This window comes from Arthrobacter sp. 10L430 (assembly GCF_056395245.1).
In genome coordinates, this window is sequence record NZ_JBFTJD010000013.1 from 17,191 (window position 1) to 38,659 (window position 21,469).

The 21,469-nt window shown below is 64.7% G+C and carries 18 protein-coding genes and 2 tRNA genes; 9 read left to right on the forward strand and 11 right to left on the reverse strand.

The window, feature by feature from the left end; all coding sequences use genetic code 11:
* Window positions 1-2 precede the first annotated feature (2 nt).
* The 5 genes from AC1DDG_RS12840 to pknB are packed head-to-tail and all read left to right on the forward strand — an operon-like array spanning window position 3 to window position 8,489.
* On the forward strand, window positions 3-1,787 hold the full coding sequence (locus AC1DDG_RS12840) for a PP2C family protein-serine/threonine phosphatase (RefSeq protein WP_476876346.1): 1,785 nt from the start codon (window positions 3-5) through the stop codon (window positions 1,785-1,787).
* The gene (locus AC1DDG_RS12845) at window positions 1,784-3,244 is read left to right on the forward strand and encodes an FtsW/RodA/SpoVE family cell cycle protein (protein ID WP_476876347.1); all 1,461 of its coding nucleotides are present in this window, start codon (window positions 1,784-1,786) and stop codon (window positions 3,242-3,244) included. The genes AC1DDG_RS12840 and AC1DDG_RS12845 overlap by 4 nt, the downstream gene beginning before the upstream one ends.
* On the forward strand, window positions 3,241-4,695 hold the full coding sequence (locus tag AC1DDG_RS12850; protein WP_230120390.1) for a peptidoglycan D,D-transpeptidase FtsI family protein: 1,455 nt from the start codon (window positions 3,241-3,243) through the stop codon (window positions 4,693-4,695). Before AC1DDG_RS12845 ends, AC1DDG_RS12850 begins: the two co-directional genes overlap by 4 nt.
* Window positions 4,692-6,539 carry a protein kinase domain-containing protein gene (locus tag AC1DDG_RS12855; RefSeq protein WP_476876348.1) on the forward strand — a complete coding sequence of 616 codons (1,848 nt, stop codon included), beginning with the start codon at window positions 4,692-4,694 and terminating at the stop codon, window positions 6,537-6,539. The genes AC1DDG_RS12850 and AC1DDG_RS12855 overlap by 4 nt, the downstream gene beginning before the upstream one ends.
* 3 nt (window positions 6,540-6,542) lie before the next feature.
* The gene (gene pknB, locus AC1DDG_RS12860; RefSeq protein ID WP_476876349.1) at window positions 6,543-8,489 is read left to right on the forward strand and encodes a Stk1 family PASTA domain-containing Ser/Thr kinase; all 1,947 of its coding nucleotides are present in this window, start codon (window positions 6,543-6,545) and stop codon (window positions 8,487-8,489) included.
* Window positions 8,490-8,612: 123 nt separating this feature from the next.
* Here the strand turns inward: pknB and AC1DDG_RS12865 are convergent, their stop codons facing one another.
* Together AC1DDG_RS12865 and AC1DDG_RS12870 are read right to left on the reverse strand one after the other, a co-directional pair.
* Window positions 8,613-9,254: an anthranilate synthase component II gene (locus AC1DDG_RS12865; RefSeq protein ID WP_476876350.1), complete on the reverse strand. Its 642-nt coding sequence runs from the start codon at window positions 9,252-9,254 to the stop codon at window positions 8,613-8,615.
* A 170-nt stretch (window positions 9,255-9,424) separates the two neighbouring features.
* Entirely contained in the window at window positions 9,425-10,210 is a 786-nt protein-coding gene (locus AC1DDG_RS12870; RefSeq protein WP_476876351.1) for a class E sortase, read from the reverse strand.
* A 175-nt stretch (window positions 10,211-10,385) separates the two neighbouring features.
* On the opposite strand from AC1DDG_RS12870, the gene AC1DDG_RS12875 reads away from it, so the two are divergent.
* Both AC1DDG_RS12875 and AC1DDG_RS12880 read left to right on the forward strand, forming a co-directional pair.
* Window positions 10,386-10,640, forward strand: a complete 255-nt coding sequence (locus tag AC1DDG_RS12875) for a cell division protein CrgA (protein ID WP_230120383.1) — start codon at window positions 10,386-10,388, stop codon at window positions 10,638-10,640.
* Window positions 10,641-10,656: 16 nt separating this feature from the next.
* Window positions 10,657-11,250, forward strand: coding sequence for a DNA-3-methyladenine glycosylase I (locus AC1DDG_RS12880; protein WP_476876352.1), 594 nt, complete (start codon window positions 10,657-10,659; stop codon window positions 11,248-11,250).
* Window positions 11,251-11,465: 215 nt separating this feature from the next.
* Here the strand turns inward: AC1DDG_RS12880 and AC1DDG_RS12885 are convergent, their stop codons facing one another.
* From AC1DDG_RS12885 to AC1DDG_RS12895, 3 genes are all read right to left on the reverse strand, one after another.
* Entirely contained in the window at window positions 11,466-11,933 is a 468-nt protein-coding gene (locus AC1DDG_RS12885) for a carboxymuconolactone decarboxylase family protein (RefSeq protein WP_230120380.1), read from the reverse strand.
* A gap of 830 nt (window positions 11,934-12,763) precedes the next feature.
* A complete protein-coding gene (locus tag AC1DDG_RS12890) occupies window positions 12,764-13,642 on the reverse strand; it encodes a rhomboid family intramembrane serine protease (protein ID WP_230119112.1) in 879 nt (292 codons plus the stop codon).
* A 7-nt stretch (window positions 13,643-13,649) separates the two neighbouring features.
* Window positions 13,650-14,195, reverse strand: coding sequence for a peptidylprolyl isomerase (locus AC1DDG_RS12895; protein ID WP_230119113.1), 546 nt, complete (start codon window positions 14,193-14,195; stop codon window positions 13,650-13,652).
* Between the two features lie 156 nt (window positions 14,196-14,351).
* On the opposite strand from AC1DDG_RS12895, the gene AC1DDG_RS12900 reads away from it, so the two are divergent.
* Window positions 14,352-15,323: a hypothetical protein gene (locus AC1DDG_RS12900; RefSeq protein WP_476876353.1), complete on the forward strand. Its 972-nt coding sequence runs from the start codon at window positions 14,352-14,354 to the stop codon at window positions 15,321-15,323.
* Window positions 15,324-15,481: 158 nt separating this feature from the next.
* Window positions 15,482-16,354, forward strand: coding sequence for a glycosyltransferase family 2 protein (locus AC1DDG_RS12905; protein WP_476876354.1), 873 nt, complete (start codon window positions 15,482-15,484; stop codon window positions 16,352-16,354).
* A gap of 93 nt (window positions 16,355-16,447) precedes the next feature.
* Here AC1DDG_RS12905 and AC1DDG_RS12910 read toward each other — a convergent pair whose 3' ends face one another.
* The 6 genes from AC1DDG_RS12910 to gyrA form a co-directional block, all read right to left on the reverse strand.
* Window positions 16,448-17,371 (reverse strand): DMT family transporter, encoded by a 924-nt coding sequence (locus tag AC1DDG_RS12910; protein ID WP_476876355.1) that lies wholly within the window; start codon window positions 17,369-17,371, stop codon window positions 16,448-16,450.
* A gap of 170 nt (window positions 17,372-17,541) precedes the next feature.
* A tRNA-Ala gene (locus AC1DDG_RS12915) sits at window positions 17,542-17,617 on the reverse strand.
* Window positions 17,618-17,689: 72 nt separating this feature from the next.
* Window positions 17,690-17,812: a DLW-39 family protein gene (locus AC1DDG_RS12920; RefSeq protein ID WP_476876356.1), complete on the reverse strand. Its 123-nt coding sequence runs from the start codon at window positions 17,810-17,812 to the stop codon at window positions 17,690-17,692.
* A 52-nt stretch (window positions 17,813-17,864) separates the two neighbouring features.
* Window positions 17,865-17,938: transfer RNA gene (locus tag AC1DDG_RS12925), tRNA-Ile, on the reverse strand.
* 99 nt (window positions 17,939-18,037) lie between these two features.
* Window positions 18,038-18,736, reverse strand: a complete 699-nt coding sequence (locus tag AC1DDG_RS12930) for a DUF3566 domain-containing protein (protein ID WP_476876357.1) — start codon at window positions 18,734-18,736, stop codon at window positions 18,038-18,040.
* Window positions 18,733-21,414 (reverse strand): DNA gyrase subunit A, encoded by a 2,682-nt coding sequence (gyrA, locus tag AC1DDG_RS12935; protein ID WP_230119119.1) that lies wholly within the window; start codon window positions 21,412-21,414, stop codon window positions 18,733-18,735. The genes AC1DDG_RS12930 and gyrA overlap by 4 nt, the downstream gene beginning before the upstream one ends.
* Window positions 21,415-21,469: the final 55 nt, after the last annotated feature.

Here is a 21,469-nt window from a genome sequence, read left to right on the forward strand (position 1 = left end):
CCATGGCCGCTCCGGACATCCCCGCGGAGAAGGCGCCAGCCTCGCCGCGTCCCCTGATTCTGCGCTACGCCGCGCGCTCCGACGTCGGCCGTATCCGGGCAAAAAACGACGACTCCGCCTACGTAGGCCGGCACCTGGCCGTCGTGGCCGACGGCATGGGCGGGCACGCCGGAGGTGACGTTGCCTCTGCGGCGACCGTCCTGGACATGATCCACCTGGATACGGACGAGTACGAGGGCGACGCCGGAACCGTCCTCGCTGACGAGATCCAGACGGCCAACTCGCTGCTGTCCGAACTCGTCCACATCAATCCCAAACTGGCCGGCATGGGCACTACCGTGACGGCCCTGCTGCTCGCGGAGGGCAAGCTGCACTTCGCCCATATCGGCGATTCGCGAGCGTACCGGCTCCGGGACGGCGAGTTCAAACAGATCAGCATTGACCATACGTTCGTCCAGCGCCTGATCGATGAAGGCCGCCTCCGCCCCGAGGAAGCCGAAACCCACCCGCACAAGAACGTCCTGATGCGCGTCCTAGGAGACGTCGATGCAAGCCCCGAGCTGGACCTGGACACGCTGGACGTGCAGCCCGGCGAACGCTGGCTGCTCTGCTCCGACGGCCTGAACTATGTGGCCGGCCACGTCGTGGAACGGACAGTCCGGGAAACCAAGGACATGCGCGAATGCGTGGAAACGCTTGTCGATCTCACCCTGGAGGCCGGCGCCCCGGACAACGTCACCGTCGTCATGATCGAAATTGCCGAGGAGACGGACGACGACGTCAAGACAGCCGCCGTCGAAATCGTTCCTCCCGCTGAACTGACCGGCGAAAAGCCGGCTGCGGCCGCCGGTGCGGTTGCCGCCGCGGCCACGGCCGATTCTCTGGAGCAGCCCGGTGAAGCGACGCCGGCAACGGCGTCCGCCCCCGCCCCGGGCACCCCCCGGGCGTCCAAACCTTCGGCTCCGGACACCGCCGACCAGGCAGACGACGCCGGCGCCGGGGACACCGCGGACGATGCCGGCAAGGAGCCCACAACCACCACGGACCCCCATCTGGGCGAACATCTCTCGGCAGAGGTGCTGCGGCAGGAGCTGTCCTCGCGACCCCACCTCCTCGTTGGAGCGGCAGTCGCGGCGGCCGAAACTGGCTCCATCCCCACCATCGCTGGGCGCACCGTCGCACGCCGGGCGGCCACAGTCCTGACCCACAAAGCCGAACAGGCGCGCGACGAAGCCGCCGAACTGGGCCCGGAACGGCGGCCTCGCCGGTGGATCACCATGGGCATCGCGGCCGCGGCGCTCGTGGCCCTCGCGGTGGGGCTCTGGCTGGGATACGCCTGGACGCAGACGCGCTATTACATTGGCGAATTCGACCAGCGGGTGGCGATTTTCAATGGCGTCTCGCAGCGCCTTGGCCCGCTCCAGCTGTCCACCCTTGAGGCCGTAACCGACATACGGATGGATTCACTGCCCCAGTTCTCCCAGCAGCGCGTGCGCCAGACCGTGCCTGCACGCGATCTCTACGACGCCCAGCGCATCGTTAAGAACCTCGAGCGCACGGGCAGCACCGCTCCCTCGGATGAGTGCCTGACCCCCTCACCGACTTCCACCGCTGCCGGCTCCCCGTCTCCGAAACCGACTACTGCCACGGCCTCTCCCAAACCCACGGCATCTGCCTCCAAGCGTCCGACCGCGACGGCCAGCCCCAAGCCGACGGCATCTCCAACAGCCACCGCCGGCGCCTCCGCAGTACCATCTCCAACCGCAACCTGTGAGGGTGGCCAATGACCCACGCCGACACAATCCCGAAGCCACGCCGCAACGTCGAGTTGCTGCTGCTCGTACTGGCACTTGGCGTGAGCATCGGCGCCAACGCGCTGATCAGCATCGACGAGCAGACCGCCTTTGACACGGATTTCTGGTTCCAGTCCAGCCTGCTGGCGATTGCGGCCCTGGTTTTCCATGTGGTCCTGCGGCTCCGCGCAAAGTATGCCGATCCGGTAATACTTCCGCTTGTGGTCGCCCTCAACGGCCTCGGCCTGGCGATGATCCACCGCCTGGACGCGCCGGGGGAAGACACCGGCAACAACCAGATGAGGTGGACCCTCATCGCCATGGCCGTCGCGATTGCCGTGATCTGGCTGCTCAAGGACCACCGGGTCCTGCGCCGCTTTACGTACATCTCCCTTGCAGTGAGTGCACTGCTGCTGATCCTGCCGCTGGTGCCCGGCATTTCCGCCGGCGAAATCCTGGGCGCCCGCGTCTGGATCCGCCTCGGCCCCATGACGTTCCAGCCCGGCGAGGTCGCGAAGATCACCCTGGCTATATTCTTCGCTGGCTACCTTTCCTCGAACCGCGACCTGATCATGCTGGCAGGCCGGAAAATCGGTCCGTTGCAGTTCCCGCGGTTCAAGGACATGGGACCAATGATCACCGCCTGGCTGGTGAGCATCGGCGTGTTGATCTTCCAGCGCGACCTCGGATCCTCCCTGCTGTTCTTCGGACTGTTCATCGTGATGATCTACGTGGCCACAAGCAGAATCAGCTGGGTGGTCATCGGCCTCGCACTCATCCTGGGTGGCGGCTTTGTGGCGTCCAAGGTCTTTTCCCACGTCGCACTCCGCATCGACGCCTGGCTCAATGCATTTACCGAGGAAGTCTTCGGCCGGTCCCCAGGCGGCAGCGGCCAGATCGTCGAAGGCCTCTTCGGCATGGCCAGCGGCGGACTCGTGGGCACCGGGCTTGGCCAGGGACGTCCCAACCTGGTTCCGTTTGCGAACAGCGACATGATCATCGCATCCTTCGGTGAAGAGCTTGGCCTGATTGGGCTGTTCGCCATCGTCATGATGTACCTCCTCCTCTTCACCCGCGGCTTCCGGGCGGCCCTCGGCACGCGGGACGCCTTCGGCAAGCTGCTGGCGTGCGGCCTGTCCTTCGCGGTGGCCCTGCAGTGCTTTGTGGTCATCGGCGGTGTCACGCGGCTCATCCCCCTGACGGGCCTGACCACACCTTTCCTTGCCGCGGGAGGTTCTTCCCTCCTCGCGAACTGGATCATCGTTGGCCTCCTGCTGATGATTTCCCACACTGCGCGCGGCCCCGTGGACACCACGCCAATGCAGCCGGGCAAAACCCCGGAGGCACAGACAACGGCGCAGCAGCCCGCTCCCGTTGCCGGCGGACGGCCCGGCAGGAATGCCACCCAGACCCTTCCTGACGCTCCCACCGAGGCGGTGAAACACCTGTGAACCAGGCCATTCGACATTCATGGATCGCCGCGATCGCCATGTTCGCCCTGATCTTCGGTGCGCTCAGCTATGTCCAGGTGGTTGGGGCCGACGAGCTCAAGGCCAACGCTTGGAACAAGCGTGCCATTCTCCAGAACTACTGCAACGACCGCGGCGCGATCCTCGTTGGCGGCACGGCCATCGCAGAGTCCGTTGAGGGAAACGAGACCTGCAAGTTCCAGCGGACCTACACACAGCCCGAGCTCTACGCGGGTCTCACAGGCTACTTCTCGAAGAACTACGGCGTGACCGGCCTCGAGCGCGCCATGGACGCCCAGCTCGCCGGCAGTTCGGACCAGCTCTTCCTGGACCGCATCGGGCAGCTGTTCCTGGGCAACCAGCCGAAGGGTGCCTCCGTGGAACTAACCATCGACCCCAAGATCCAGAAGCTGGCGTATGACCTCATCCCGGACGGCCAGCGCGGATCGATCGTGGTCACGGACCCCAAGACTGGCAACATCCTGGCCATGGTCAGCAAGCCGTCATACAACCCCAACCTCATCGCCACCCAGGACGCGGCCAAGGAGCAGGCAAGCTACAACGAGGTCATCAAGGTTCCCGGCGTCAACCTGAACCAGTCAGTCAGCGGCCCCACGGGCGCCCTGCTGGCACCAGGTTCGGTCTTCAAACTCGTGGACACCGCGGCAGCGTTGGGCTCGGGCAAATACAACGCGGACAGCGAACTGCCGAATCCGGCCGAAATGTCGTTCCCGGGCATCCAGTACCGCCTGCCCAACTATGCCGGCGGCAACTGCTACACCCGGAACACCGCCAACTTCGCGTTTGCGCTCCAGCAGTCCTGCAACACACCGTTTGCGAGCATCGCCCAGAAACTCGGTGAGGACGCGATCGCCGAGCAGGCCGCTAAGTTCGGCTTCGGCCAGGAACTGGGCGACCAGCTCAAACTCGACTATGCCAAGAGCATCTTCCCGCGGGACCTGGACGCGGCCGGGCTGGCGCAGTCCGCCATCGGGCAGCGCGACGTCCGCGCCACGCCGCTCCAGATCGCGCTGATGACCTCGGCCATCGCCAACGGCGGCGTGCAGATGGCACCCAACCTGATCAAGGCCGTACGGTCCCCGGACCTGCGCGTCCTCGAAGAACCGAAGCCTGTTCCGCTGCGGACCTCCACCACGCCGGAGATAGCCGGCCAGATCACTGACTGGATGACCAGCGTGGTGAGTGAAGGAATCGCGGGCGGGGCGGCCGTCCCCGGTGTCGAAGTTGCCGGTAAGACGGGCACCGCAGAGCTGGGAACCGGCTTGAACAACTCCTGGTTTACCGGGTTTGCCCCGGCTAAGGACCCGCGGGTGTCTGTCACCATCGTCATGCAAGGCGTTGACATCACCACCGGCGCACAGCTAACCAGTCCGAACGCAAAGAAGATTTTTGAGGCGGTGTTGAATAAGTGAGGCCTACATCGGGAATCACCCTCGGCGGCAGATTCCAGTTGACCACGCGTATTGCGATCGGCGGCATGGGCGAAGTCTGGAAAGCCAAGGACCTTATCCTCGGCCGCATCGTGGCCATCAAAGTGCTCAAGGAGGAGTACACGGGAGACCCTGGCTTCCTCCAGAGATTCCGTGCGGAGGCCCGCCACACCGCGCTGCTAAACCACGTGGGCATCGCCAATGTCTTTGACTACGGCGAGGAGGAGGGGTCCGCCTACCTGGTCATGGAGCTGGTCCCCGGCCAGCCGCTGAGCAGCATCATCGAACACGAGCAGGTCCTCTCGCCGGACCGCACTCTGTCCATGATGGCCCAGACCGCACGTGCGCTGTCGGTTGCCCATGCCCAAGGCCTGGTGCACCGCGACATCAAGCCGGGCAACCTGCTGATCACACCCGACGGACGGGTCAAGGTGACGGACTTCGGCATCGCCCGCCTTGCGGACCAGGTCCCGCTGACGCAGACCGGCCAGGTGATGGGTACCGCCCAGTACCTCGCCCCGGAACAGGCCACCGGCCAGACCGCCACGGGCGCTTCGGACATCTACTCGCTGGGCGTTATCGGCTACGAGTGCCTCACGGGCCACCGGCCGTTCTCCGGCGAGTCCCAGATCGCCATCGCCTTGGCTCAGGTGAACGATGCCCCGCCGCCCCTGCCGGACACCCTGCCAAAGCCGGTCCGGGCGCTCCTGATGTCCATGCTGGCCAAGGATCCGAAGAACCGGCCGGCCAACGCCATCAAACTTTCCGAAGCCGCCGAAGCCATCCGCAACGGCGATATTTCGGCAGCCCACGCCGCCGTTCCCGGCATGCTGCTTTATGAGGCAGCCACCGGCCCCATCACGGCCCCGGTCAAGATGCACACGGCGCCCACCGGAGTCATTGGCTCCGAGAAAAACTCGACGACGGCGACCTCCGCCCTGCCGGTGCTCGGCGCCGCAGCCGCGGGTGCGGCAGCCGCGGGCGCAGCAGGCGCAGCAGGCGAGGGAACGCCCACCCGTGCCGGCAGCACCCTTTCGCGGGCTGACGCCCTGGCCGCCGAGCGCAGCTGGGTGCAGGAAGAGGAACAGTACGACGACGAGCCTGCCGATGAGCCCGAACGGCGCAAGCGCAGCCCGTGGACCTGGCCGCTGATCGCCCTGATCCTGCTGGTGCTGTTCGCCGTCGTCGGCATCCTCCTGAGCCAAGCCGGCATTCTTTTCCCGTCGCAGGCGCCTGCGGGCACCACCTCGAGTTCGCCAAGCCGGACAGCCTCCACGAGCGCCAGCCCGACGCCTTCCGCGACATCGGCAACGCCCACGCCCACGACCCCCTCGCCAACGCCCACGCCCACGGAAACCACCCCGGAGGCCATCAACCTGATTCCCGACGCCTACCTGGGACAGCAGTACAGCAAGGTGCGCAGCGACCTGATCGCGCTCGGGCTGCAGGTGAACGGCGTCCCGGTCGCCGATCCCGCTGCTCCCGGTACCGTCACGGACATCAATCCGTCCGGCCCGGTGCCGGCGGGTGAAACGATCAAGGTCACGTATTCCAAGGGTCCGGAGCAGATCGTAGTACCGGATATTAGCGCCGGCAGCAGCGAGGCCGAGGTACAGAGCGCCATCGAAAAGGCCGGGCTGCGCTGGCAAAAGGGAGATGATGTCGAGGGTGATCCGGGACAGGAGCCCGGTACGTTTGTCAGCTCTGATCCGGGCGCCGGCAAGAAGGTCGACGCCGGTTCCGTGGTGACGTACCACCTCGCCAAAGCCCTGATTCCCTCACCCTCGGCCACGGTCACTCCCAGTGCCCCTCCGACCGGGCGGTAAGCCGTGACCACGCCGCCAAGAACGCCGTCGCACCGGGAGGACAGCCTCCCGGTGACAGCCCAGCGCGTCCTCAGCGGACGCTATGAGCTCGGCGAGCTCATAGGACGAGGTGGCATGGCGGACGTGCACCGTGGCATCGACACCCGGCTCGGGCGGACGGTGGCCATCAAGCTGCTGCGTCCCGACCTGGCACGGGACCCGCAGTTCCAGGCCCGGTTCAAGCGCGAGGCGCAGGCTGTTGCCGCCCTGAACCACCCGTCGATCGTGGCCATCTACGACACAGGTGACCACGCAGTTCCCGGGGATGCCCACGACCAGATCCGGGTTCCCTACATCGTGATGGAATTCGTCGCCGGGCAAACCCTCAGGGACCTCATCCGGTCCAAGGACATCACGATTAACCAGGCCATCAGCTACACCCTCGGCGTACTGTCCGCGCTGGAGTACAGCCACAAAGCCGGCATCGTGCACCGGGACATCAAGCCTGCCAACGTGATGTTCTGCGAGAGCTCGAACATTGTCAAGGTCATGGACTTCGGCATCGCACGGGCCATGGCCGACTCCGCCGCCACCATGACCCAGACGCAGGCCGTGGTGGGCACGGCCCAGTACCTCTCGCCAGAGCAGGCGCGCGGCGAGACCGTGGATGCCCGGAGCGACCTTTATTCCGCGGCCTGCCTGCTGTACGAAATGCTGACCGGGCGTCCGCCGTTCGTCGGCGAGAGCCCCGTTTCGGTGGCGTACCAGCATGTGCGCGAAATCCCGGAACCGGCCAGCAGCCTCAATCCCGAGGTTTCCGAAGCACTGGACAGCGTCCTCGCGAAGGCCCTGCAGAAGAACCGCGCCGACCGTTTCCAGGACGCGGCGGCCTTCCGGCGCGCGCTCCGTGCAGCCAAAAACGGTGTCGCGGTGCCTGGCCTGTCAGCCAGCGAGGCGCCGACCGACCCCAACGACCATGTTCCCGAACCGCACCGCAATCCTCCCACCGCGGCCTTTTCCATGACCGGCGCCAGCTTCCTTGACGATGCCCCCGGAGGCCGGCTCAGGCCTGCTTACGATGACGCAGGCGACGCCGTGCTCCCCGCGGAGGCCGCCGCAGTGTACGAGACCGCAGAGCAGGACGAACTTCCCTTGGGCCTGCCCCGCGAACGGGAGCGTACGGGCGTACAGAAGTCCCGCCGTCGGGCCTGGACCGCCACCTTTGTCATCTTTACCCTCCTGGTGCTGGCCGGCGGCGGGCTGTGGCTGTACAACGTGATGAATCAGCCTCCGGCCGAGCCGGTCAAGGTTTCTGTCCCGTCTGTGGAGGCCCGCACAGAAACTGAAGCCCTTCAGTTGCTGTACGACGCCCGGCTGCGGCCCCAGATCAAGCGTGTGCAGCATGACACGATCGCCAAGGGAACGGCCATTGGAACCGTGCCCGCGGCCGGATCATCGCTTGAGCCGGACTCGGACGTGACCCTCAACATTTCCGCCGGACCAAGTGCGGTGAAGGTCCCGGAAGCACTGCCTGGGCGGACGGAAGCGGCGGCCCGCGACATCCTGAGACAGGCCGGATTGGTGGGGGCACCGTCCACCACCATGGCCAACAGCGCCACGGTAGCGGGAGGCCTGGTGATCACTACCAAGCCGGCTCCGGGCCAGCAGGTGGCCGTCGGGAGCACCGTGGAAATTGTGGTGTCCACGGGCAAGGTGGCCATGCCCGAACTCCGGGGAATGACCCGCGCCGAAGCGGAGGCCGCACTGAAGGCCCTGGGCTTGCCGACCGTCATCAACGAAGTGGAGAACTCCCAGGTGGTTCCGGGCAAGGTGACCGGGCAGAGCGATCCCCTCAATTCCCTGGTAGAGCAGGGTAAGGCGATCACCGTTACGGTTTCCAAGGCTCCGGCGCCGAAGCCCACCCCGACGCCGACACCGAGCAGCACCGGCACGGCGAAGCCCAAGCCTTAGGGCTTCGATTCAGGCGTCAGTTCAGTGGCCGCCAGCTTTGTGACCGGCGCGCGCCTGCCCCGCGTGGCCGGCAACCCGCCTCCTGCCCGGCACCCGCCCGGCGCCGGAGTCCTCTGCCGGCTTCTAGTGCTGGATGAGCGGGCTGAGCTTGGCCGCGCGTGCGGCCGCGCCCGCCATGCCAAGTGACTCGAGCCAGTTTCCCAGCATCTGGTAGCCGCCCTCGGTAAGGACCGATTCCGGATGGAACTGCACGCCGCACAGGGGGGCGGTGCGGTGCTGAAGCCCCATGACCACGCCGGTGGCGGTCGCGGCAGTGATTTCGAGGATGTCCGGAATGGACTCCCGCACGGCGGCCAGTGAGTGGTAGCGCGTCGCGGTGACGGGGGAGGGCAGGCCTGCGAAGACGCTGGCGCCCTCGTGCTGGACCAGGGACGTCTTGCCGTGCATCAGTTCCGGCGCGTGCGTCACAATGCCGCCGTAGGCCTCGGCGAGGGCCTGATGGCCCAGGCAAACGCCGAACATGGCTTTGCTGTTGTCCCCGCACCACTTGATCAGCTCGATGCAGACGCCCGCCTCCGACGGTGCGCCCGGACCGGGCGAGATGAGTACGCCGTCGCGCGTTTCAGCCATTTCGATCGCTTCGGCGAGCGTCACGTCGTCATTGCGGACCACCGTGGTCTCGGCGCCCAGTTCCTGGAGGTAGCCCACCAGGGTGTAGACGAAGCTGTCGTAATTGTCCACGACGAGGATCTTGGTTGTGCTCATGGGTTACTTGCCGCACCAATCGTTGAGTCGGTGAATTGTGTGAACTGGGACATCCAGGGGAACAGGAACTCGACCATCAGGAACAGTGTCCCGGCGATCAGCGCCACTGACGTGAGGATGCGCAGCCAAAGCGGGCCCGGCAGGTGCCGGAATATCCAACCGTACAAGTCTCAGCCTTCCCCTCGTGCGCGTGCCACCTGGGCGGCAATCTCGGCAGGCGGTCCTGCGGATGCGGGCTGCCAGCGTTCCATCACGGAGTACGCAACGATCCGTTCCTGCGAACCGAAGCGGGGGTTGCAGCTGGTCATGGTCAGGAATCTTTCCGTGGGTCTAACCCCGGGCTTCGAGGGCACGGGGAGCAAGACGTCAACGTTGGATGGCATCACGATCCGGTTGTTGCGGAAGACGTAAACGTAGTAGCCGTCGCGCGTCTGGACGTAGATCTTGTCACCCGGCACGAGGGTGTGGATATTGTCCAGGACGGCACCGTGTGTCTGGCGGTGTCCGGCCACGGCAAAGTTGCCTACGGCACCGGGCATGGCCGTTCCGCCGTAGTGGCCCAGGCCGAGGGTGTCCAGCACATCCGCCGTGGTGCCCTCGACGATGGGACGGGTGTAGTTTTCGCCAAACCTGGGAATGTACATGATGCCGATGGTGCCGCCGTGGCCGGGAGCCTGGGCAACTGCCGGTGCGCCGTAGTTCTTCGGCCCTGCCGGCGCCTCCGCGCTGGGCGCCGGCGTCACGGGTCCACCAAGGTCGCGGGTGAAGTCCTTGACCGCCGCGCTTTGCTTTGCATCGGATTCCACGTTGGTCCACCACAACTGCCAGGCGACGAAGAGCAGGAGCACAATGCCCACCGTAATCAGCAGCTCACCAATGATCTGCACGGCCTTTCGCAGGATCACGACGCCGGCTGCCGGCTTGGCAGGGGCGATCACCCTTTCCTGCAGTACCACGCGTTCTCCTCAAAGGCGGTTGCGGTGGGCGCTGGTGTGGCCTGAACTACAGCTAGAATTGGCTGCTAGTAAGACTTCAGACTTGACCAGGAGCGCGCAGGCCGCCGGCAATATTCCTCTGAGCAGGATATCAAGCCGGGTCGCCGTTCTTGATTCAGCCCGCCAAGGAGGACATGTGCCCGAGTCAAAGCCACGTAAGAAGACCGCCCGCGCGGCCGAGCCGGTCTCTGCCACACAGACGTACAAGCCGAACCCTGTGTGGTTCAAGCCTGTCATGTTCGGTCTCATGATCATCGGCCTGCTGTGGATCATCACGTTTTACATCAGTGAAGGAAAGCTCCCTGTTGGCGACTGGGGATCCTGGAACATCGTGGCCGGATTCGGCATCGCGATCGTGGGCTTCCTGATGACCACCCGCTGGCGTTCCTGAACACCACGCAGCAGCCATGACCGAAGGCATCATCATCGGCGACGACGGCCTCGCCCGTCCGCTGTGGGCCTCCGTCGATCCCCTGATGCGCGAGTACTACGACACAGAATGGGGCCTGCCCGTACGTGACGAGCAGGGCCTCTACGAGCGCATCAGCCTGGAGGCGTTTCAAGCCGGCCTGTCCTGGGCCACTATCCTGCGCAAGCGGCCCGCTTTCCGTGCGGCTTTCGCCAACTTCCACCCCGAGACCGTAGCCGCGTTCACTGAGACCGATGTCGAACGGCTGCTGCAGGATACCGGGATTGTGCGCAACAGGCTGAAGATCCGCGCCGCCATCACCAACGCCCAAGCCACCATTGAGCTGCGTAACAAGGGCGGACTGGTGGACTTTGTCTGGGGATTCCAGCCCACCTCGACTCCTGCCCCTTCGACGCACGCCGATGTGCCCACCCGGTCTCCGGAGTCCATAGCCCTGTCCAAGGCGCTGAGGAAAGAGGGATTCGCCTTCGTGGGGCCAACTACGATGTTCGCCCTCATGGAAGCCGTCGGGATGGTGGACACACACCTCATTGACAGTCACCGCCGAGGCACCTCCGGGGTCTGGTTGTAGCCGGGCCGGCTGTCTCAGTTTCGCTGCTTCACGGCCGAGCGCGAGTGCACACGTGTTGGTAAAGATATCCACAGTGTTGATAACCCAAGCGCCCGCATTCGCAGCAAGCGCACGCCATGGCTGTTCAGCCACTAGCCGATCCCCGCGAACGACAGCTCAAGTTATTAACAATTGTGGAAAGGCTGTGGATAAAGGCCTGGTCGCGTCCGTCCGGCTTACTGCGTCTTCCGACGGACGGGGTGCCGGCTCGTGATGGACACGCGGTTGAACGCATTCATGGTGATGGCCAGCCAGCTCACCGCCGAATACTGCTCGGCCGTCAGGTGGTCGCGCGCGTAGCCGTCCTCCAGGTCCCGGGTGTGCGTATCGGGAAGGGCCGTGATGCTTTCTGCAAGGGCCAGGGCGGCCCGCTCGGTCCCGTCGAACAGGTCCGTGTCGCGCCAGGCGGGGAGAACAGCCAGACGCTGGCTTGATTCGCCTCCCTTGAGGGCGTCAGCCACGTGCATGTCCAGGCAGTACGCGCAACCGTTGAGCTGGGACGTGCGGACGTTGAGCAGTTCTACGAGTTTGGGGTCCAGCCCGGCTTCAAGGGCGGCTTCCCGCACCTTCAGCCCCAGCCCATTGAGGGCACGCCAAGACGCAGGGTGGTATTTGTCCAAGTAGATATGTTCAGTGGTGCTCATGGCGTACTCCTCGAAGAATCGGGCCGCCGCACGGAGCCGGCGGACTTGTGAGGCGGGCTGGCGATTAGTCCGAGACTACACGCGGACGGGGTGCGCTTATCCACTTAACAACAGGCAACTACCCACAGGTTATCCACAGGTGGGGATAACCTGTGGGACGGCGCGGACGGATTTACCGGGATGTAGGCCTCAGAACGGCACTCCAACGTTGAACTACATGGCTGGAAGTTATTAACACTGTGAATAAGCCTGTTGAAAATCCCTGCCGTGCACAGCCAAGGCTCCCGGCGGCCTTGCCCCTGGCTTGGCAGCGGCAGGCGCCCTGGAGCTACCCACCCGGTACAGGCACCGGTACAGCTGTGGATTGGCCGCTGTCCGCCTCCTAATCGCGGAATAGTTGTCCACTTAACCACAGGGCCTTCCCGAGTACTTATCCACAATTGTGGACCCAGCGAACGGCCCAATCCGAAGATCCGCCAGTCCACGCGGATTTCTGGACACGTCCGACAGAACTACAACTGTGTAAGTTACCAACAGTGTGGATAACCCCTGTGGAAAACTCGGCATCGATAGCAGCAGGGTGCGGAGCCCGAACGAAACAGGATTGAGAGTCGACCACGTGGGAAGGCCGTTCGCTTGCGGGAAGCGGGTGACGGTCTGGGAGGCGACCAGGCAGCCGCAAGCGCAGTTCTCGGCGCTCAAAACGGCGCAAGCCTACCTGGACGGGCAGGTCCACAGCAGCAGCGACGGGGCTCCTATGCAGAACGCCCGCACCCAACGTGGGTGCAGGCATTCTGGGCGGGGCGGGTCGGGAGAGGGCGGTGGCGGGGTCAGGCGGTGATGACGCGGTACCAGGAGACCGCTACCAGAAGTGCCAGAACAATGGCCAGCCCGGCCAACTGGATGAGGTGCTGGCGGGGTCCGCGGGGTGCGTAGGCGATGACAGCCGCGCACAGCGCACCGGTGATCAGGCCGCCAAGGTGGGCCTGCCAGGCGATCTGCGGGACCATGAATCCGATAACGCCGTTGATGGCGATGAGCACCCAGAGTTGCCTGGTGTCTCCGCCGCGGTGGCGCTGCACCACGAGCATGGCGCCGAAGAGCCCGAAGATGGCCCCCGAAGCACCCACGACCCCCACCGGGCCGCCCTCCGGAAGAATAGGCGTCAGGAGCAGGTACCCCACGGATCCACCGAGTGCGGAGAGCAGATAGACAGCGAGGAACCGGATCCTGCCCAGCAATGGTTCGAGGGCCTGGCCAAAGATCCATAGCGTGTACATGTTCAGCAGGATGTGGAGCAGGAAGCCCTGGGAATGCAAAAAGGCCGACGTGATCATTCGCCACGGCTGGAATACGCCAAACTCGGGGGTGGCATAGACGGAGGCGTAGGCAAGCGTCCGGAACACGGCGCTTCCCGGAATCACCCACTGCAGGACGTACAGCAGCGCGCACACAGCGATGATCCCGAACGTCACCACCGGTTTCCCGGTGGCCACGGCGCCGCCGTAGACCGTCCGGACTGCCGGCGTCGTACGTTTTGTTTCGTTGACGCAGTCAACGCACTGGAATCCGACGGCGGCCGCCCGCTGGCACTCTGGGCATGCGGGACGCCCGCAGCGCTGGCAGCTCACATAGGAGGGCCGGTCCGGGTGCCTGGGACACACGGGTACCTGCGCGGACGGCTCTGCCGACGGAATCCCGTAACTCATGGTGGGGTTAGAGCTGCTCGATATCGATGCTGTTGATCTTTACGTCTTCAACCGGGCGGTCGCCCATACCGGTGCGGACAGCCTCAATGGCGTCCACCACCTTCCGGGACTCGTCGTCTGCAACTTCGCCGAAGATGCTGTGCTTGCCCTGCAGCCAGTCAGTGGGGATGGTGGTGATGAAGAACTGGGAGCCGTTGGTGCCCTTGCCCATCTGCAGGCCGGCGTTGGCCATGGCCAGCTTGTAGGGGGCGTTGAAGCTCAACTCGGGGTGGATCTCGTCGTCAAACCGGTAGCCGGGTCCGCCGGTGCCGCGGCCCAGGGGATCGCCCGCCTGGATCATGAAGTCCTTGATGATGCGGTGGAAAATGGTGCCGTCGTACAGCGGCGTGCCGGACTTGTCTTCGCCGCTCTCGGGGTGCGTCCACGGCTGTTCGCCCGTGGCCAGTCCAATGAAGTTCTTAACAGTCTTCGGCGCGTGGTTGCCGAAGAGGTTCACGACGATGTCGCCGAGGCTTGTGTGGATGGTTGCTTTTGCAGTTGCTGTGGCAGTCATACGGTCATTCTTTCACGGCGGGTCAACGCGGGACGGGGCCTGAAACGCAGTTCCGCGCTGGGTGAAATCCGCTCTGAATCCGCCTGAACGATAGCAGGGCAGCTCATCCGCAACGTAGGCTAACTGCAGAACCGTCACATTAATCGGGAGGTAGTTGTGAAGAAATCGGATCGTATTGCCCGTGAACTGGAGTTGTCGGTCAGTTCCGCAGTAGAGAACGCAAAAGACCGGATGGAAGCTGCAGTGGACTGGGCTGTACCCCGGCTGCAGCATGGCATCGACACCGCTTCCCCCAAGATCCAGGAAGGGCTCAAGTCGGCAGCCCACAACCTGGCTGGCGGAGTTGCCACCGTGACGCCCCGCCTCCAGGACGGACTGTCGCAGCTGGCACCGAGGATTCACGACGCCGTTGAGGGCGCGACGCCGAGGCTGCACGAGGCCCTGGACCGGGCCACGCCTGTTATCAACCAGGCCCGTGACCGCGTGGTAGTGGAATACCTTCCGCGGCTCTCGGACCAAATCGGCACGGCGTCAGAGGTGGTCCACCGGACGCTGGAGGGCGCGCCGGCCCGGGTGGACGCCGTAGCACAGAGGCTTGGCGACGTCGGCATCATCCACTCCCTCCAGGAGCAGGCACAGGTTGCCGGCAGCCAGTTGAAGTCGGCAGCCTCCGAGGCAAGCCGGGCAGTGACCGGCAAGCCGCTGATCCAGCCGGAGAAGCCCAAGAAGCGCGGTCTCCTGATCGTCGGTGTGATCGCAGCTGCGGTCGCAGCCGGTGTCGCGGCGTGGAAGGCTTCCAAGCCGGTGGAGGACCCGTGGAAGACCCCGGCCCCCGTTACACCGGCACCGTCCACCACAGCACCGTCCACCACAGCGGCTTCCGCCCCTGTGGCCGAGACGCCGGCGCCCATAGCCGCCGCCACGGTGAACGAATCGGCAGCCGGATCCGACGCCGCGCCGCTGGCCCCTGCCTCCGCCGAGGACAGCGACAACGCAGCTGACAAGGCCAAGCACGTGGCCGAGGATGCACACGCCGACGCCGGTGCTGTCGCCTCCGATGCGAAGACGGCCGTCAAGAACATTGCGGCCAACATCGACAACGGCGCGGACAAACCGGCCGACAAGTAACAATCTCCACGCCCACCGGGCGTGCAGTTGGAGGGGTTCCGCCTGTTGCGGGGCCCCTCCAGTCATTTAGGGCCAGGTTGTTTGGACCACTGGAACCTTTTGTGGGTCCGGCTGCGTAGGCCGCGGAAAGAAAATCGATCGGTGCTAAGTTTGAGGTGATGTCACCCGATAGATCCGCCGAGGATGCCTTGCACGACGCTCAGCTGCCGGGCGTATCAATCGTCATACCCGCATATAACGAGGAAAGCGTCATCCGGCAGTGCCTCATCGCGGCCGTTTACCAGTCCGTTCCGGCGCACGAGATTATCGTGGTGGACAACATGTCCAAGGACCGGACTGCGGACATCGTCCTGCAGATGCAGCAGGAGTACCCGGAGAGCCCCATCATCCTGCTTCGTCAGGACACGAGCCAGGGCCTCATCCCCACACGGAACTTCGGCCTCGACCACGCCACCGGTGAAATCCTGGGCCGGATCGATGCCGACTCGGTGGTGGAACCGGACTGGGTGGAGCAGGTCCAGAAAGCATTCGCGGACCAGTCCACGCAGGCTGCCACGGGACCGGTTGTCTACTACGACATGCCCATGCGGCGTTTCGGCCTCAAGGCCGATGACAAGATGCGCCAACTGATGCTCAAGCTGGCAAAGCACCAATACCACTTTCTGTTTGGCTCCAACATGGCGCTGCGGCGTTCTGCCTGGGAGATCATCCGCGGCGAGACCTGCCGGGATGAGAAGGACGAGATGCATGAGGACATTGATCTCTCCCTCCACCTGGCCGACCACGACCTGCGGGTCCAGTACTGGCCGCAGATGGTCTCTGGAATGTCCGCCCGGCGGCTCGAGGACTCACCCCGTGACTACCGCTACTACGTGACCCGCTTTGACCGCACGTATAAGGCCCACAACGTCAAGAAAATGGCCCTCAAGGCCCCTATGGTGGTCTTCTTCTCCGTCTACTTCCCTGCGAAGCTCCTGCGAGCCATTCACACGGTCAACACCAGCCAGCCAGCCCGCCGCGGCGGACAGTAGTCCCAGCGCTGGAAGCCTGCCCTTAGCGCCGGCCCAGCCGCCGCGGCTCCGGCAAGCAGTTTCAGCGCCTGCAGGGGCCGGGAAACTTTCCCCTCAGTCCGTCCCCAGCTCCGCCACCGGCCGCTCCTGCGGTGTTTTGCCCCGCCCGGCTTTTCCGGTGCGCTGACCTGTGACGACGACGGCGAGCCCCACCAGGATCAGTGCAAGGCCGCCATACGTACCGGCGGGCAGGGTCTCGTTCAGAAAGATGGCTGCAAGCAGTGCTGCGCCGGGAATCTCAAGCAGGATGATCATTGAGACGAGCAGTGGACTCATGGTTGCCAACAGGTAGTTGAAGGCGGTGTGCCCCACCAGCTGCGCACAAACGGTGATGGCTACGATCCCCAGCCAGCCGCCGGCGTCGAACCCCAGGAGCGGCTGCCTGCTGATGATCGCCAGCAGCGCCACCAGCGCCGCGCACATGCCGTAGCAGAGCGTGGTGTAGGTTCCCGTTGTCATGCTCTGCCGGGCACGGCCACCGGCCAGCGTATAAACCCCTGCGAGGAGCCCGCCAGCTACCGCCAGGAGGTCGCCGAGCAGCGCCTCGGGCGATGCGCCCATGTCAAAGCCCGTAATGGCCACGACGCCGCCGAAAGCGATGCCGAGTCCCACGAGGACCTGCCACCGGTGCTTCACGCCGCGGAACATCTGTATGACGGCGATCCAGGCGGACTGGAGGCAGACCAAGGCGGTTGCCGCAGCAACCGATGTCAGCTGCAGGGAGGTAATGAAGCAGGCGAAATGCAACGCGAGGGCCGAAGCCGCCACGAGCGACCAGCGGAACTCCCGGCCCGTGATGTGGCCGAACTGCCGCGGTTCCCTGATCAGGGTGGGTGTGGCCATGACCGCAGCACCTATCGCGTTGCGCCAGAAGGCGATAGCGAGGGCACTGACCGTGGTTGCACCGAGTGTCGCAGCGATGAGGGGCCCGGAGGAGGCCACCCCCAGTACGCCCAGGGCTGCGAGGAAGAAGTTCACGACTCCACAGTAGTGTGCCCTCGCGGCCCTCCGATTCGGCCAATACGGGCCGCTCGCCGCCCTGTGGCCAGGTCCGAAGGGCCAGAGCGCTGTGGCAAGGTCCGCCGCGCGGGGCTACGGCAACCCGCAAACAAAAAAGTCCCGGCCATCTCTGGCCGGGACTTTCCTTATGGTGGAGGCACGGGGACTCGAACCCCGAACCCCCTGCTTGCAAAGCAGGTGCGCTACCAATTGCGCCATGCCCCCATAAGAAGCAACCCATCAATCATACCCTAGTTCCGGAGGCCGTCTGACCAGACTCCATACCGGGGATCCGGACTATTCAACCGTATCGGTTGACTTACTCCAGACCGTTTTCCGGGCCTCGGATTCCTGCACTTTCCTGTAGAGCAGGACGCCTGCGATCGCAGCTGCAATTGCCAGCAACTTCTTCACACGCACCCCGTTCCGGTCAGTCTTACCTGATCCTTTACTTGAACCTGTGCAGGTTCCGTGGGCGTACCAGGACTTGAACCTGGGACCTCTTCGTTATCAGCGAAGCGCTCTAACCGCCTGAGCTATACGCCCCGATGCCTCATCGGGCCGAGACATGACTTTACAGCACATCCCGGCCCGATCTCAAATCGAGGCATTCCGCGGTGCTAATTCCGCGGAATCACGGGTTTTTTAGTCGTCCGTCAGCGTGACGCCGATGCCGCCCACGAGGGTGGCGGAGATGTTGTACAGCACGGCGGACAGCATGGACAGGGCCGTCAGCAGCACAACGTTGACTACGGCGATGATGACGGCAAAGGATGCCACCTGGCCGAGCGACGCAACCTTCTTCAGTTCAAAACCGCCACCCTCTGAGCCCGCGAGGGTGCCAAGGAGGCTATCCACCTGGTCGAAGATGCCTGTCAGGTCCAGGACGGTCCACAGCACAATGGCCGCAACCACGGTGACGATGCCGAGTGCCACGGAGAGCAGGAACGCCATCTTCAGGACGGACCAGGGGTCCACCTTGCTTACCAGCAGGCGCGCACGGCGGACCTTGGCCTTCGGGGCCGGCTTCACCAGTCCCGGGGCACTCTGGCCCGGCCGCTGGCCGGGTGCCGCCGGCCTCTGGCCTGGGGCCTGGGGCCGCTGCCCCTGGACGGGGCGCTGTCCCGGCGCCGCCGGGCGCTGGCCCTGGGAGGGCAGTCCCGGGGCTGACTGTCCAGGCAGTGACTGTCCAGGTGCGGCGGGGCGTTGCCCCGGAATGCCCGACGCCGTGCCCGGACTCTGCTGCGGACGCACCGGGGCATTCACTCGTGGAGCGGTTGCCGGCTGCCGCATCCCGCCGGGACCATTACTGCTCGGCTTGGGAAATGAGTCGGAATTACTCACTCGTTACCTCCGGTGTTGTCTTCGTTCAGCTCGGTGTCGCTGTCGGCATCCTCGGATGCCGCGGGCATCGCCGGCTCTGCCTCTGCTGTTTCTGCCTCTGCGGACCCGTCTACGGATCCCGTATCTTCAGCCAACGTTACGTCATCCTCCGGAGATTCCTCTCCCTCAAGGCCACGTTCGCTGTTCCGCGCCACCTCAATGATGCGGTCGTTCTTGTCAGGTTTTGCGAAGATGACGCCCATGGTGTCCCTGCCCTTGGCGGGAACCCCTGCCACGGACGAGCGGACCACCTTGCCGCCCTCCATGACCACCAGGACTTCATCCTCTTCCTGGACGATCAGGGCGCCAACCAGGTCACCGCGTTCCTCGGCGAGCTTAGCCACCTTGATGCCCAGCCCGCCGCGGCCCTGGAGACGGTACTCCTCGACGGCGGTCCGCTTGGCGTAGCCGCCTTCGGTGACGATGAACACGAATGATCCGTCGGTGACCACGTTCGCGGCGAGGAGCTCATCATCCTCGCGGAACTTCATGCCCGTCACGCCTGAGGTGGCCCGACCCATGGGGCGGAGTGCATCATCAGTCGCGGTGAATCGGATGGACTGGCCCTTCCGGGATACCAGCATGAGATCGTCTGTCTCGGATACCAGCTGGGCGGAAACAAGCTCATCCTCGTCGCGAAGGTTGATCGCGATGACGCCGGCGGAGCGGTTGGTGTCGTAATCCTCCAGCCGCGTCTTCTTGACCAGCCCGCGCTTCGTGGCCAGCACAAGGTACGGCGAGTGCTGATAGTCCCTGAGGTCCAGCACCTGGGCGATGTGTTCGTCCGGCTGGAAGGCCAGCAGGTTGGCCACGTGCTGTCCCTTGGCGTCCCGGCCGGCCTCAGCCAGTTCATAGGCCTTGGCCCGGTAGACGCGTCCGAGGTTGGTAAAGAAGAGGAGCCAGTGGTGTGTGGTGGTAACGAAGAAGTGTTCCACGACGTCGTCGCCGCGCAGCTGGGCGCCCTTGATACCCTTGCCGCCGCGCTGCTGGGAGCGGTAGTTGTCACTCCTTGTCCGCTTGACGTACCCGCCGCGGGTAATGGTAACCACCATTTCCTCTTCGGGGATCAGGTCCTCCATGGACATGTCGCCGTCGTAGCCCATGAGGATCTTGGTTCGCCGGTCATCTCCGTGCTTGGCAACGATTTCCGCCAGCTCGGTGCTGATGATCTCACGCTGGCGCTCCTCCGAGGCAAGGATCGCGTTGAACTCTGCGATCATCGCTTCGAGTTCGGCGTGGCGGTCCTGGATCTTCTGGCGTTCCAGGGCTGCCAGGCGGCGCAGCTGCATGTCCAGGATGGCCCTGGCCTGAAGCTCGTCGATATCCAGCAGTTCCATCAGGCCATCGCGTGCGGCTTCGGTGGTGTTGGACGCACGGATGAGGGCGATGACCTCATCCAGCATGTCCAGGGCCTTCAGGAGCGCGCGCAGGATGTGCGCTTCCTCCTCGGCCTTGCGCAGGCGGTAACGGGTACGCCGCGCGATGACGTCCATCTGGTGCGTCACCCAGTGGCGGATGAAGGCGTCGAGGCTGAGTGTGCGCGGCACACCGTCCACGATCGCCAGCATGTTGGCGCCGAAGTTTTCCTGCAGCTGGGTGTGCTTGTAAAGGTTGTTCAGCACCACCTTTGCCACGGCGTCCCGCTTAAGGACAATCACCAGGCGCTGGCCGGTGCGTCCCGAAGTTTCATCACGGAGATCGGCGATGCCCTGGACCTTGCCGTCCTTGACGAGCTCGGCAATCTTGATGGCGAGGTTGTCCGGGTTGGCCTGATAGGGCAGTTCGGTGACTACCAGGCACGTGCGGCCCTGGAGTTCCTCAACGTTGACCACGGCGCGCATGGTGATGGAGCCGCGGCCGGTGCGGTACGCGTCCTCAATCCCCTTGTGGCCCAGGATGGTGGCGCCAGTGGGGAAATCCGGTCCCTTGATGCGGAGCAGCAGCTCTTCGAGGAGCTGCTCGCGGCTGGCGGTGGGGTTGGACAGGTACCACTGGACACCGTCGGCAACCTCGCGGAGGTTATGCGGCGGAATGTTGGTGGCCATGCCGACGGCGATGCCCGAGGAGCCGTTGACCAGCAGGTTCGGAAACCTGGCCGGCAGGATGGTGGGTTCCTGGTTCTTGCCGTCGTAGTTGTCCTGGAAGTCGACGGTTTCCTCGTCGATGTCCCGCACCATCTCCATGGCGAGGGGAGCCATCTTGGTTTCGGTGTACCGCGGTGCTGCTGCGCCGTCGTTGCCCGGGGAGCCGAAGTTTCCCTGCCCGAGTGCCAGCGGGTAGCGCATGGTCCAGTCCTGGATCAGGCGCACCAGCGCATCGTAAATGGCGGTGTCACCGTGGGGGTGGTACTGACCCATGACCTCGCCCACGACGCGCGCGCACTTGTTGAACGAGCGGTCCGGGCGGTAGCCGCCATCGAACATTGCGTACAGCACGCGGCGGTGCACGGGCTTCAGACCATCCCGGACGTCGGGCAGCGCGCGGCCCACAATAACGGCCATGGCGTAGTCGAGGTAGGACCGCTGCATCTCCGTCTGGAGGTCGACCTGCTCCACGCGGTCAATCAGCAGATCGCCCTCCAACACCGGCTCGGGGAGATCTCCGGAGTCCGCGGGAACCTCAGGGGTTTCGTCACTCATAGTGTGTATTTTCCGTTTCAGGTATATGTCGGCTCGGGAATATCAGTGCGGTAAA